The organism is Alkaliphilus metalliredigens QYMF (assembly GCF_000016985.1).
In the GTDB taxonomy this organism is placed as follows: Bacteria; Bacillota; Clostridia; order Peptostreptococcales; family Natronincolaceae; genus Alkaliphilus_A; species Alkaliphilus_A metalliredigens.
This window is the reverse complement of sequence record NC_009633.1, coordinates 1,330,062-1,342,803: the sequence shown is the minus strand read 5'-3', so window position 1 is coordinate 1,342,803 and position 12,742 is coordinate 1,330,062. Positions and strand designations below refer to the sequence as shown.

At 35.5% G+C, this 12,742-nt stretch carries 14 protein-coding genes; 7 read left to right on the top strand and 7 right to left on the bottom strand.

Features of this window, described 5'->3' with window-relative positions; genetic code table 11:
• Position 1: 1 nt before the first annotated feature.
• The 4 genes from AMET_RS06375 to AMET_RS06360 all read right to left on the bottom strand — a co-directional run bounded on the left by AMET_RS06375 (position 2) and on the right by AMET_RS06360 (position 3,435).
• Entirely contained in the window at positions 2-1,279 is a 1,278-nt protein-coding gene (locus tag AMET_RS06375; protein WP_012062536.1) for a TRAP transporter large permease, read from the bottom strand.
• A 35-nt stretch (positions 1,280-1,314) separates the two neighbouring features.
• Positions 1,315-1,803: a TRAP transporter small permease gene (locus tag AMET_RS06370; protein WP_012062535.1), complete on the bottom strand. Its 489-nt coding sequence runs from the start codon at positions 1,801-1,803 to the stop codon at positions 1,315-1,317.
• Positions 1,804-1,999: 196 nt separating this feature from the next.
• A complete protein-coding gene (locus tag AMET_RS06365) occupies positions 2,000-2,998 on the bottom strand; it encodes a C4-dicarboxylate TRAP transporter substrate-binding protein (protein WP_012062534.1) in 999 nt (332 codons plus the stop codon).
• A gap of 248 nt (positions 2,999-3,246) precedes the next feature.
• On the bottom strand, positions 3,247-3,435 hold the full coding sequence (locus AMET_RS06360) for a hypothetical protein (RefSeq protein ID WP_012062533.1): 189 nt from the start codon (positions 3,433-3,435) through the stop codon (positions 3,247-3,249).
• A gap of 184 nt (positions 3,436-3,619) precedes the next feature.
• On the opposite strand from AMET_RS06360, the gene AMET_RS06355 reads away from it, so the two are divergent.
• The 6 genes from AMET_RS06355 (at position 3,620) to AMET_RS06330 (ending at position 10,269) form a co-directional block, all read left to right on the top strand.
• Positions 3,620-5,245, top strand: a complete 1,626-nt coding sequence (locus tag AMET_RS06355; RefSeq protein ID WP_012062532.1) for a recombinase family protein — start codon at positions 3,620-3,622, stop codon at positions 5,243-5,245.
• Between the two features lie 126 nt (positions 5,246-5,371).
• Entirely contained in the window at positions 5,372-6,919 is a 1,548-nt protein-coding gene (locus AMET_RS06350) for a spore germination protein (RefSeq protein ID WP_012062531.1), read from the top strand.
• A gap of 38 nt (positions 6,920-6,957) precedes the next feature.
• Positions 6,958-8,115: a Ger(x)C family spore germination protein gene (locus AMET_RS06345; RefSeq protein ID WP_012062530.1), complete on the top strand. Its 1,158-nt coding sequence runs from the start codon at positions 6,958-6,960 to the stop codon at positions 8,113-8,115.
• A gap of 39 nt (positions 8,116-8,154) precedes the next feature.
• Positions 8,155-8,343 (top strand): hypothetical protein, encoded by a 189-nt coding sequence (locus AMET_RS06340; protein ID WP_198135397.1) that lies wholly within the window; start codon positions 8,155-8,157, stop codon positions 8,341-8,343.
• Positions 8,344-8,349: 6 nt separating this feature from the next.
• Positions 8,350-9,447: a GerAB/ArcD/ProY family transporter gene (locus AMET_RS06335; RefSeq protein WP_012062529.1), complete on the top strand. Its 1,098-nt coding sequence runs from the start codon at positions 8,350-8,352 to the stop codon at positions 9,445-9,447.
• A gap of 327 nt (positions 9,448-9,774) precedes the next feature.
• Positions 9,775-10,269: a peptidylprolyl isomerase gene (locus AMET_RS06330; protein ID WP_041721443.1), complete on the top strand. Its 495-nt coding sequence runs from the start codon at positions 9,775-9,777 to the stop codon at positions 10,267-10,269.
• A 150-nt stretch (positions 10,270-10,419) separates the two neighbouring features.
• Here the strand turns inward: AMET_RS06330 and AMET_RS06325 are convergent, their stop codons facing one another.
• From AMET_RS06325 to AMET_RS06315, 3 genes are read right to left on the bottom strand one after another with little or no spacing between them, the layout of a single operon-like run.
• Positions 10,420-10,554 (bottom strand): cyclic lactone autoinducer peptide, encoded by a 135-nt coding sequence (locus AMET_RS06325; protein ID WP_041720432.1) that lies wholly within the window; start codon positions 10,552-10,554, stop codon positions 10,420-10,422.
• A complete protein-coding gene (locus AMET_RS06320; protein ID WP_083760865.1) occupies positions 10,554-11,246 on the bottom strand; it encodes an accessory gene regulator ArgB-like protein in 693 nt (230 codons plus the stop codon). Before AMET_RS06320 ends, AMET_RS06325 begins: the two co-directional genes overlap by 1 nt.
• Positions 11,221-11,691: a hypothetical protein gene (locus tag AMET_RS06315; protein ID WP_012062526.1), complete on the bottom strand. Its 471-nt coding sequence runs from the start codon at positions 11,689-11,691 to the stop codon at positions 11,221-11,223. The genes AMET_RS06320 and AMET_RS06315 overlap by 26 nt, the downstream gene beginning before the upstream one ends.
• 372 nt (positions 11,692-12,063) lie before the next feature.
• Here AMET_RS06315 and AMET_RS06310 point away from each other — a divergent pair, with 372 nt between their 5' ends.
• Positions 12,064-12,573 (top strand): flavin reductase, encoded by a 510-nt coding sequence (locus AMET_RS06310; RefSeq protein ID WP_012062525.1) that lies wholly within the window; start codon positions 12,064-12,066, stop codon positions 12,571-12,573.
• Positions 12,574-12,742 lie beyond the last annotated feature (169 nt).

Sequence of the window (12,742 nt, the reverse complement as noted above, 5' to 3'; positions counted from 1 at the left end):
ATCAAAATATTAAATTAGGTAGGAATGTAACCAATCCTGGGAAAGCGATCAAAATAATGATCTGAATGACAATTGCTAGAATAAAGGGCATTGATTCCTTGATATAATCTTCTACTGGACAGTCTAATATGGAGCAGGTTGTATACATAACAGCCCCTACAGGCGGTGTCATACCTCCCATTGTCACGATTGTCATGAAAATAATTCCAAAGTGTACAGGGTCTATTCCTAAACTTATAACAATCGGTAAAAATATTGGTGTTAATAGCAATGTATTGGCAGTGGCTTCCATAAACATTCCACAAATAAATACAAATGCTAGTATTATTAAAAGTAAAATAGTGCTATTGTCAGAAATTCCCAAAATCAACGTTGCCATACTCTGTGGTACTCTGTCATATATAATGGCGTATCCAAATATACCCGACGCCATGATGATAAACAAAATAACACCATTATCAGCTATGGTCATTTTTAATGTTTCAAGTAGTCCTTGCCAACTAAGCTCTTTATACACAAACTTCCCTATCACAAATGCATATATAACCGCAAATGCACCGGCTTCCGATGCTGTAAATACCCCAAAACGTATACCAACAATTAAAATTACTGGGAAAAGTAGCGCCCAAATTGATTCTTTTAAAGATTCCCATACTTCTCTTCCTGAAGGTGGTGTCTCTCTTTCTACTGGATAATCCCTTTTTGTGGCAATAAAACCAGCTGTAATCATCAATATTATCATCATAATAAAACCTGGTATAATACCTCCAACAAACATCTTTCCAATCGATACGCCTCCGGTAACACCATAGAGAATCAAACCCACTCCCGGTGGTATCGTTGCTGTTATTAGACTAGGTAGGGCAATAACAGCAGCTGCGTATCCCTTTGGGTATCCCCGTTTGGCCATTTCTGGACCAAGAATACGAGCCTCCATAGCAGCATCTGCAACTGCAGAACCAGAGATTCCCCCCATTAGGGTTGAAAGTACAACTGAAACCTGAGCCAATCCGCCTCTCATATGTCCTGTTAATACAGTTGAAAATTTAATTAATCTAGATGTAATCCCTGTGGCATTCATTAGATTACCTGCTAAAACAAAAAATGGAACAGCTAAAAGAGGGAAGCTTTGCGTACTTGCAACCATCGATTGCACTGGTGTGATTAGTGAAACATTGGTGTTTAAGAAAAAGAATGCAAGACTGGAAATCCCTATAGTAAATCCGATGGGAACATTCAATAAGATTAAAACCACGAAAAAAATACCAACAAGTTCCATAACCTATAAACTCCTTTCAATACTAAGGTTAATTTTTAAATAAGCTTCGACACACTAGGTTTGCTCCAATTTTTTATTAAGTCAATAATTTGCTCTAACATTGTCAAAATCATGAAGACACTTCCTATAGGAACTGCTGCTGTCCCAAAAGAATAACTTATATTTAAAGTAGCATATTTTCTTAAATAATTTTGAATGCATAAAACACTGCCTTGATATAACATAAAGAACAAAAATGCCAAAATTAACAAGGATGTTACTAAAGTAACTGTATTTTGAAATTTAGTTGGAAGCTTTTTAACTATTAAATCCACTCCAATATGAGATTTCTTTTTTAGTGCGGCATCTGCTCCTAGCATACTAATCCATATAAATAATAATTGTGCCAGGTCAATACTCCATATGATAGGACTCCCAAAAAATCGTGTTATTGCTGATACAAAAACCAATACAACAATTGCAACCAGCATTGCTACAGCAATCATCGTCTCTATTCGACCGACCTTTTCATTAAACTTTTTCACATTAACCCTCCATTCCAAGTAAACTCATTTCAGCAAGTTGAAACCTCGAGGAATCAGGCTGGGAGTCTCCCCCCTCTGATCACAAATCCCATATACTTTAGGCTTTGATGTAGAGGTTATACCCTAAGATAAAGATAAAGTTACAATAAAAAGGGCAGCAGATTATTTCAGCCCCTGCCCTTCCTATGTAGTTCCTTTATCTACCTAATTCTGCATCAATTCTTGCTTTTAATTCAATCCATCCCATTGATTCATAAACACTTTCTGTTGCTTCTTTGAATGGAGTTGTGTCAACTTGAATAAATTCAACTCCTGCTGCTTGCATCTCTTGCTTGTACTCTTCTTCTTTTTCAATGGTTAATTCTGTTGCATAGTCACCATTAGCAATTGATTCTTCGATAACGATTTGTTGATATTCTTCTGGTAGTGTCTGGAACCATCTCTCTGATATAACAAGGCCTGTATATAGATAGAAATGTCCTGTTTCAGAAATATAGTCAACAACCTCATGCAATGATGAACCATATACAGCTGGAAGTTGAGCTTCTGCAGAGTCAATAACTCCCTGTTGTAATCCTGAATATACTTCACTCCATGCAAGTGATGTAGGGGTTGCGCCCAATGCTGTCATAGACTCTTGAGCTACTCTGGATCCCATTGTACGAACACGAACACCGTTTAAATCTTCAGGTGTATTTACTGGTTTGTTTGTTAAAAAGTGTCTTGCTCCCTGATACCAGTTAGCACTTAAATTACGTAAGTTATGACCCTCTAGTTCTTCATTCCAACCTGCAAAAACATCGGTTTCAATAAATGCCCTAGCTTCATCAACATTGTCAAATATATAAGGTGCTGTATAGATTGCCATTTCTGGTACATAATCTGCCAACATTCCTGTGTCAATAATAATACCTACATTAGATCCACTTATAGCTTGCTCTAATACATTAGCAGTATCACCTAATTGAGATGAAGGATAAACATCAATAACCACTTCTCCATTTGTACGTTCCTTTACATTTTCCGCCATTTTTCTCATGCCAAGTGTAATTGGATCATCATCCGCAAGTACATTCCCCAATTTCAGAGAGTAGGTTTTCGCTCCCTCTTCATTAGATGTGCTATCTTGCGAACATCCTACAAGAATAGTTCCGGCCAACAAAATCGTTAATAATAGTACTAGTAATTTTTTCATTCATCTTCCCCCTTGTATTTGTACTGTAATCGTTCTCATTATAACATTAGTATACTAGTATGTCAATATTGTTGTTTACTTTTATTACTCATTAATTTGAGGCTTCTCAGACAATAATATCTTAATTAATTTAGAAGATTATCCATGGAACACGTGTTATCTATCCTTTCCAATACCAAGCTTGCAGAAACTCCAGTAGCTTCATTAAACTCCCTGTACCTATATACTTAGTGAGTAGCTACCCCTTCCTACATTTTACTGATTTTTGTAAATTTCTTACCCGTATTCAAAATTGTTTCATATATAAACTTTCTGTTTTCAGCGGGCTCTTCCTTTATTCTATCACTGATTAATTGGGCCAGTGCTTTTCCCATACACTTTTCTATTATCTTAACATCCTGAACATTCATAATTACTTCCATTTTTTTCTTTCCCATTTCATCTCCCCCTATTATCAATGATACTGGAGGAATAATTTGTCCTATTCCTTCGTTCTTCTATCATTCAAAGCATTACCCACCAATCCAGATCTCATAATGATCATTCTCTACTCATATATATATCATGACTTGTATCTTCTCATATGAGTATTTTAAAAAAGATTGCAAAGGGGTGAAATCATTGTGTACTGTAGCCATTTATTCACGTAAGTCTAAATTCACCGGCAAAGGAGAATCGATTCAAAATCAGATTGAGCTTTGTCAAGAATATGCTGAAAAGCATTTTAGCAGCAGTGATTTTTCCATATACGAGGATGAGGGATACTCAGGGGGAGATGTTGACCGTCCAATGTTTAAGTCCTTGATGAAAGACATTAAAAACCGCAAAATTAAACTCCTTATCTGTTATCGTCTTGACCGGGTCAGTAGAAATATATCTGATTTTTCTAGACTCATGGAATTGCTCGAAAAATATAATGTAGATTTTGTTTCCATCCGGGAGCAGTTTGATACTTCAACGCCTATGGGTCGCGCCATGATGTATATCACTTCGGTTTTTTCTCATTTAGAAAGAGAAACCATTGCCGAAAGAATCAAAGATAATATGTATCAGCTGGCTAGAACAGGTCGATGGTTAGGGGGCAATACCCCCATGGGTTATACCAGTCACCCCCTTGCCTATTATGATCACAATGGCAGTGAGAAAAAAATGTATGCACTTTCCCCTATTCCAGATGAATTGAAAATAGTCAGAGAACTCTATCATAAATATCTTGGATTATCGTCACTTACTCAGTTAGAAAGTTGGACCTTAGAAAATAACATCAAAACTAAGAATGGTAAAGACTTCGACAAAAGTATCCTGAAGATCATTTTGACTAATCCAGTTTATACCATAGCAGATAAGTTGATCTACAGGTATTTTAAGGATCAAGGAGCGGATATTACTCATTCTCCCGATGAATTTAATGATAGGCATGGCTTGATGGTATTTAATAAATATAATGAAAAAAATAACCGAATCCTTAAGAAGGATGTTTCAGAGTGGATCATTGCAGTGGGTCGGCACCCCGGAGTAATCTCTTCACAAGACTGGATTAGAACTCAAGAACTTTTGCAATACAATAGTAAAAAAGCCCCCCGATCTGCTACAGGAAAAGTAGGCTTATTAGCAGAGGTTTTACGATGTGGCCACTGCGGGTCTAGAATGAGGGTAATTGTCTATCGAAGAAAAAGTGGTACCTATCATTATTATCGTTGTCTATTAAAAGAAAGATCTAAAGGTAGTAAATGTTGCGTAGAAAATCTTAATGGAAAGCGAGCAGATCAATATGTGATTGATAAAATTAAGAATATAGGCTATGAAAAACACGAGTTCTATCATCATCTCAGGCAATTAAAGGGTAACATTAATGATTTCACGTCATTTAATCACTTTAAAGAAGTAGATCTAAAAAAAGAACTAAAGCAAAGTCAGAAATCCATCTACAACCTAACACTAAAGCTTTCAACAACTACGGATGATACTGTAACAAAATATATTATCCAACAAATTAAAGAGTTAGATCTGAAAATCACTGAAAATCAGTTTAAGATTCAAAAAGTAAAAGACGATGAAGTAGCAGTTAGTAAGAAGCAAACAGATATTGACTCTTTATTAAATCTCATCAACAATTTCTCTGCTCATACAGACCAACTCAGCTTCCTTGAAAAGAAAAAATTGTTAAAACAAGTGGTGGATCATATTACATGGGATGGGGGTCAATTAGAGATCGTTCTATTGGATAAGAACGCGTTAACATACTAAATCACTGCTTATTAGCCTTCGCAACATTTTTATCCTATTCTTCTCATATTTTTCATGTTTTGGGAAACCATAACTTAATGACATTTTCTATTTCAACCTATATACAATCAAAATGGAGGGATGTCCATGTTTCGAAAAATCATGAATTTTATTAAATATATGAAGTATAGTCCACAGAATGCTCCCTACCCTAAGCCTAAGGTAGACAAAGTGATGGAGAAAATCCCTTCAGATATCAATGTCATTCGAAGACATATAGAGAAAATAGGCCACGAAACTGGCGGTGTAATCATCAAACCATTTGTTATCCATCACAATCATACCGAAGCCTTGATGGTATACATAGATGGTATGGCCGACACCGCCTCCGTTGAATTTCATGTACTAAGACCATTGATGAGCAAAAAGATTAAAGAAAGTGCAGGAGAGAAAGTTGATGAAGATATCTCCTCCAATCTATTAAAAGAAATCATCACAGCCGCCAATTCCTTCACGATCGACTCCATGAATGTGGCGATGGAATACTTATTCGAAGGCAATGCCCTTGTTTTTATTGAAGACACCAGTCAAGCCATTGTGATCGATGCAAAGGGTTGGGCTATTCGCCCAGTAGAAGAGCCCCAAACAGATACCGTAATAAGAGGACCCAGGGAAGGCTTTGTGGAGGATTTACAAACAAACATCGCCCTTCTCCGGAGAAAATTCAAGAGTCCTAAATTAAGGTTTGAATCCATGTTTGTGGGTCGTTATTCTCGGACAGAAATAAACATCTGTTATATTTCAGGAAAAGCTGACGAGGAAATGCTTAAAGAAATGAGGCGCCGTATTGCCAGAATTGACATAGATGCAGTTCTTGATTCTGCGTATATAGAACAGTATATTGAGGACAGTCCACTTTCCCTTTTTCCATTGGTAGGATCTACAGAAAAACCTGATATCGTTTTGGGAAAAATTTTAGAGGGCAGAATTGCCATATTATGCGATGGTAGTCCCTTTGTACTGACAGCACCACAATTGTTTATAGAACAAATTCAGTCTGGTGCAGATTATTATAGACGAAATGTATTTTCCTTTACAATCAGAGCACTGCGACTGCTTGCATTGTTTATTACAACCACATTACCCGCTGTCTACGTGGCTGCTCAAAGCTTTCATCATGAGTTTATCCCCTTTGAGCTTTTTATTTCCATGGCAGCTTCAAGGGAGGGGCTTCCGTTTTCATCCTTTATTGAGGCTTTACTGATGATTATTATTTTTGAACTTATTAAAGAGGCCGGTATTAGAATGCCCAAGCCTATTGGTCAGGCTGTCAGCATTGTTGGTGCTGTGGTTTTAGGACAAGCAGCGGTAGAAGCTAATATTACAAGTCCTCTGATGGTAATCGTAGTAGCACTGACAGCTATTTCAGGTTTTATTGTGCCTTCTTTAGATGAAACCAACACATTTATTCGTCTGTTTTTATTGGTGACAGCGAACTTCTTAGGCTTTTATGGCCTGGCCTTTGCCGTCATGATACTTGTGATTTATATGTGCAATTTAAAATCCTTTGGCATAAATTATTTATCTCCATTAGCACCTATATCCTTATCCCACTTAACTGATACCTATGCCCGACTTCCTCTATGGGTCATTTTCAAAGATAAAAAATCATTGTTTCAACAACATAAGAAATGATTTTTTAATCTAAAATATTCAAAGGATTGGTGAAGTTTATGAAAAAATGCACTCTATTACTCATTATCATTTCCTTTGGCATGATAATGACCGGCTGTTGGAATCGTATAGAGCTGGATGAAATTAGCATCGCTGTTGCGATTGGCGTCGATCAATTGGACAATGATTTATTTGAAGTGTCTGCCCAGATTGTGCTCCCTCGTTTACTGAGACATGATCTGGCAGAAGAAAATGCCACCCTTGTCTATACCGCAACTGGTCGTACTGTTTTTGAGGCCATGAGACGGTTGGGTTCTATCGCTAATGGTAGGATTTTTATTGGGCATACCCAAGTACTTGTCCTAGGGGAGTCTTTAACAAGGGCTGGCATTTACGATGTGATCGATTTCTTCGAACGAGATCACGAAACCCGTGGCGAAACCTTGGTTATGACCTCTAAAGGAATCTCAGCTCAGGATGTTTTACAAACTAAAAGTATTGCAGATCCGATTCCAGCCATACACATCACCTCCATTATCGAAAATAGTGTCAATGTGGCAAATACCAGAATTCTTACTTTACATGATTTTATCGATGAATTAAATTGTCCTGGTTGCGAACTGGTTTTAGGTACGATTGGAAGTGGCACCTCTGATAAACCAGAATTAATTAAGGATCTTGCTATAGAGGGTCTCATTGCTTTTGATGGAGACCAATCTATCGATTATTTAAATCCAACAGAAACCAGAGGATACCTCTGGATAAAAGGCGAAATAGAGGGTGGTATTTTAGTCATTCCCTCTCCTGGTGATAAAAACAAACTTTTGTCCATGGAGATCCTTCATATCATATCGGAAATGGATGTAAAATTGGTGGATAACAAGCTTGTCTTGGTTGTCAATATTCAGGAAGAGGGGAATATAGGAGAGCAGCAAGTAACAAAGGATTTATCTACCCCAGAGGCATTAAGTCAATTGGAAGAAGAAAAAAACAAATTAATTCGTAGTGAAATAGGAGCTGCCTTCTTTAAAGCTCAAAAAGAACTTCAGGTTGATTTGTTTAGATTTGGACAGCTTGTTCACCATAAGTATCCTAAGCTTTATAAGGAAATTGAAGCGGATTGGAATGAAGCATTTTCAAATGCCTCTGTTGAGATTAATGTTGAGACAAAAATTCGGAGTACTGGGCTTATATCGGCACCTTCCGTGCCTAGGTAGGAGGTAATTATCATTTTTCCTTTTATAATCATCACATTGTTGATTCTTTTATTAACCCTATTTGATTTACCATTTTTGTTGCAGTCCAAACAAAAGCGTACGTTGATTACTTACTATAGCTTAGTCACCATAGGTATTATCACAATCTATATTATTCTGATGGACCTCCCTATTGATTCTCCTGTCGTGGTAATCGAAGACCTGATCAACTTTATAACAGAGAGGTAGAGACAAATGACAAAGCAAGTGCAGATATCTCCTATACAACTTACTATTCTTTTAATGGGTTTTCTATTTGGTACCACAGTATTTATCGTGTCTGGATTTCACGCTGAGCAGAATGCTTGGATTGCTTTTTTATTAAGCTGGTCAGGTGGCATTCTACTATTTGCTTGTTATGTGCTGCTTTCTAAAAAATTCCCACAAAAGACATTGGTTGAAATCAATAAAATATTATTAGGAAATTTTTTAGGAAGCGCACTTTCAATCCTATACATTTGGTACTTTATCCATTTAGGAGCCCTTATATTGAGAAACTTTGGAGAGTATGTTGTCATTGCACATATGACTGAAACGCCCTTATGGTTTCCAATCTTTCTTCTGCTTATCATCTCTCTCTATGCAACGAAAAGTGGTTTGGAAGTAACCTCTCGTACTGCAGAATTAGTGGTTCCTTTGATATTTTTGTTTCAATTGATTTTAACTTTATCTTTAATAACTGAAGTGGATTTGTCATTACTACGTCCCATTTTGCAAGAGGGATTTCCCCCAGTTTTAAGAGCAGCTTTTTCTACCCTTACTTTCCCCTTTGGAGAAACTGTGGTGTTTCTAATGATTATCCCCTATTTAAATAAGCCTACACAACTAAAAAAAACATATTTATCAGCTTTTCTGATAGTCGGATTGATTCTATTTATCACCTTAATTAGAGACATCACGATACTAGGGCCTCGGGGTATTGAAAGAAAAATATTTGCTCCTCATCTAGTGGCTAAGCATGTTGCATTTGTTGATTTTGATGCTGTTATCGGGATTATGTTTTTTATCAGTTCATGGACAAAACTGTCTGTCTGCTATTTAGGGACTACGATTGGTATCTCCCAGTTAACAAATTCAAATAACCATCGTTTGTTTGTTTATCCAGTAGGGATTATCCTAATGGGATTATCTATATGGATCTATGACAGTGCATCCGAGATGCTTTCTTGGGCCATTGATATATGGCCTCTTTATTCCGTACCCTTTCAAATCCTATTCCCTCTTTTGCTATTACTGATTAGTTTTTTCAAAAAGGATAGAACGCAAAATAAGGAATCTACTTATTCTGATTAAATGGATTTTGTATATTCATTATAAATTTTTTATCTTGCCTATACGCAACAATAATTGTACAATGGTCTTATTGGTCATTACGATTATGACCAATAAACATACTAGAAGGAGACGTGGCTAAATATGAAATTAATATCCAAATCCAAGGCACTCAAAGTATCATGTATTTTATTATTAGTTGGAGCGCTACTGAGTATAACAGCATGTACCAATGCAACTCCGATTGATATTGATGACAATGAAGATGTTGAAAATGTTGAACTTGTTGGAGATGCAGAAGAAGTTGAAAATTTTGAGGGACAAGCAAAACCCCTTGTTACGATAGAAATGGAAACTGGAGGCATCATCGAAATAGAATTATATCCTGAAGTAGCTCCAAATACAGTTAAGAATTTCGTTTCTCTAATAGAAAATGGCCACTATGATGGGCTCATATTCCACAGAGTCATCCCAGGTTTTATGATTCAAGGGGGAGATCCTAATGGGAACGGATCAGGCGGGCCAGGGTATGCCATTGAAGGTGAATTTCTTTCTAATCAATTTGAAAACAATTTATTACATGAAAGAGGCGTGATTTCCATGGCACGATCACAGGATCCTAATTCTGCAGGTTCACAGTTTTTTATTATGACAGAAAAAGCTTCTCACTTAGATGGTGATTATGCAGGCTTTGGTCAAGTTGTAACAGGAATGGATGTAGTGGATGAAATTGTCCACTCTAAGACCGGCACCCAGGATAAACCAGTTGAAGATCAGAAAATGCAGAGGGTAACCGTTGATACCTTCGATGTCAATTATGAGGCACCAAAGATTATTCAATAATGATTATATTGACTATTTAAAACAACAACAAGCCCAAGAGCATGATTCTTGGGCTTGTTGTTTATCCCTTATTAAAACGATCTTTATCCTGTTCAATAATGGATATACACTAGTACAAATAGGAAGAGGTCTATTTCAGACCTCTCATACCTATTTACGCAACAATTTGGGTTCCTTAGGTTGATAAACTCCCCATGCACATGCAGATGTTGTTATCGTGTTAGCCGCAAGAGTTAAAACAGTAGTTGCAAATCCAGCTAGTAGCATAAGTACTCTTTTATTCATTATTTTTCACCTCCTACTAAACAAGCTATTTTTTCTAATAAACTATCTAAATTAGATACTATTAGACTTCCAAGATTAGTTAATGTAATAGACTGCCATAAAACACCTGATACCAGAGAAAGCATAATCTTTAATAAATACTCATGTTTACCTTTAGAATACATAAACAGCAATATGATACTTAGTAACAAAAATATATGAATCGTTTTTATAGCTTTGCTCCGCAGATGATTTTTCATTGCTTCTTCTGTTATTGGTTTGTTTGGTGTATCCTTCGGTGCTTTCTTATATACAATATAATATGAAAAAGCGAAACCACTACTACAATATACGATGCTTACTACCATACTCAAGCTAACAAGCTGATTAATGAATAGAGCTATAATGACAAAAACAGTTGTTGCAATCGCTATACAACGATTCGGGGTACTTGCATGGACTCCACCAGAATTTTTTCGCAGAATAGAAGCTGCAAAGGAAATAATCACTGCTTCCATTGGCACTTTAAATATGAATCCAAATATTAGAGTGAAAACGATAGACCAAAATGTGTGCAGTATAACAAAGGCACCATATGCCAACACTTCTTCAAAGTCCTCATCAAATTTTAGAATTAAAGCAATTTTAGCTGCTAAATAATTTGAGGCATTCTGTATATTCCACATGCTAATGTACCTTGCTTTTTCTAGCATTAATATTTATAATTTTTTGTACTAGCATTCCCATGCAAAATAGCAATACTAAAGATGGTAAACCTAATAGTATACTTGATAAGGATTGATCTAATACTTTTTCAGTAGACATACCCAATACACCTATATAGAAGACAAGCATAATCCATTCAGAAATAGCAATAAAAATAAAACTAACAATACCGGCTGTGACAGCCTTGTAAAAATTCATAATATTTATCTTATGTAATAAAAACATATAGACAAACAAAATCAATATCATATGTATACCAAAATTAATCGGAAGCATTCTTACAAAGTATGTGCTTATTCCTAAAATTACCCCCGTTATACATATTTTTTGCTTTTCTAGAGGTTTATTTAAAATCATATAACCTACTAAAACTAATATAATTCCCTCAGGGATTGTTCTCAAAAATAATGATATTATTGGTAATTTCAGCATGCTTATGTCATCCTCTCTCTTTATGTACTTTTCTTAGTAATATAAGTCTTAGTATAATAAAGTTAATTTTCGACATTTCATATGAAATCCCTTCTTTTTTTTTTGCATAAAATGGTCAATAAAGAATTTTCTAGCAGTTTAATAATAGAAATGCGTTTTTTTATAATCACCTACAATGGATATACTAAAACCACTACTCATCGATGTTCAATTTAAACTGAGTCTATCTAAGATTTAAATTTTCTCTTCAATACAAAGTATAATTATTTACCCCTTACCTAAAGTAGTGATTTTGTTATACGAGCTGTTTGTATTATAATATACATATCTATTACTTATAATAAATCAGATTCAATTTGAGGAGGAGATTTTATGAAAAGTTTTCATGAAATTATGCCACAACAACTTGATAAAAGTCCTTTCAGAATCGTTGGCAACGATTGGATGCTCATTACCGCTGAAAAAGATGGTCAAGTCAATACAATGACAGCATCCTGGGGTGGATTTGGTGTGATGTGGAACAAGAATGTTGCTTTTATCGTGATTAGACCTCAGCGTTATACTAAAGGTTTTGTCGATGCTGCCGATACTTTTTCACTTACTTTTTTTGATAAAGATTTTAAAGAACAATTAAGTTATCTCGGCACTGTCTCAGGTAGAGATGAAGATAAAATTTCAAAGTTAAATCTATCAATTGAATACTCTGGTGAAACACCCTACTTTACAAATGCAAATTTAGTGATTATATGTAAAAAACTATACGCTCAAAAATATGAATCTCAATGTTTTATTGACTCTACGGTAGATGCAGAGTCTTATCCAGAAAAAGATTATCATACAATGTATATTGCAGAGGTATCAAAAATTCTTATCAAAAAATAATTTTAAAAAACAGTGGCTACTATCTATTTCATCGATAACATCCACTGTTTTTATTTTACTCATATTGAAATTATTATTAACATTTTATTACTCAATCGTTCACGAAAGTCATCCACAGCTTTTTTTATACTAAAACACTCCTCTTCCAGTGACAGTTTTTTATTATTTG

What these genes read in the sequence shown, in the direction of transcription:
- AMET_RS06315 (WP_012062526.1), bottom strand. Translation starts at nt 11,691, where the DNA reads ATGCTGAAATTACCAATAATATCATTATTTTTGAGAACAATCCCTGAG.
- AMET_RS06310 (WP_012062525.1), top strand. Translation starts at nt 12,064, where the DNA reads ATGAAAAGTTTTCATGAAATTATGCCACAACAACTTGATAAAAGTCCT.
- AMET_RS06335 (WP_012062529.1), top strand. Translation starts at nt 8,350, where the DNA reads ATGACAAAGCAAGTGCAGATATCTCCTATACAACTTACTATTCTTTTA.
- AMET_RS06375 (WP_012062536.1), bottom strand. Translation starts at nt 1,279, where the DNA reads ATGGAACTTGTTGGTATTTTTTTCGTGGTTTTAATCTTATTGAATGTT.
- AMET_RS06345 (WP_012062530.1), top strand. Translation starts at nt 6,958, where the DNA reads ATGAAAAAATGCACTCTATTACTCATTATCATTTCCTTTGGCATGATA.
- AMET_RS06350 (WP_012062531.1), top strand. Translation starts at nt 5,372, where the DNA reads ATGTTTCGAAAAATCATGAATTTTATTAAATATATGAAGTATAGTCCA.
- AMET_RS06360 (WP_012062533.1), bottom strand. Translation starts at nt 3,435, where the DNA reads ATGGGAAAGAAAAAAATGGAAGTAATTATGAATGTTCAGGATGTTAAG.
- AMET_RS06330 (WP_041721443.1), top strand. Translation starts at nt 9,775, where the DNA reads ATGGAAACTGGAGGCATCATCGAAATAGAATTATATCCTGAAGTAGCT.
- AMET_RS06365 (WP_012062534.1), bottom strand. Translation starts at nt 2,998, where the DNA reads ATGAAAAAATTACTAGTACTATTATTAACGATTTTGTTGGCCGGAACT.
- AMET_RS06325 (WP_041720432.1), bottom strand. Translation starts at nt 10,554, where the DNA reads ATGAATAAAAGAGTACTTATGCTACTAGCTGGATTTGCAACTACTGTT.
- AMET_RS06320 (WP_083760865.1), bottom strand. Translation starts at nt 11,246, where the DNA reads ATGCTAGAAAAAGCAAGGTACATTAGCATGTGGAATATACAGAATGCC.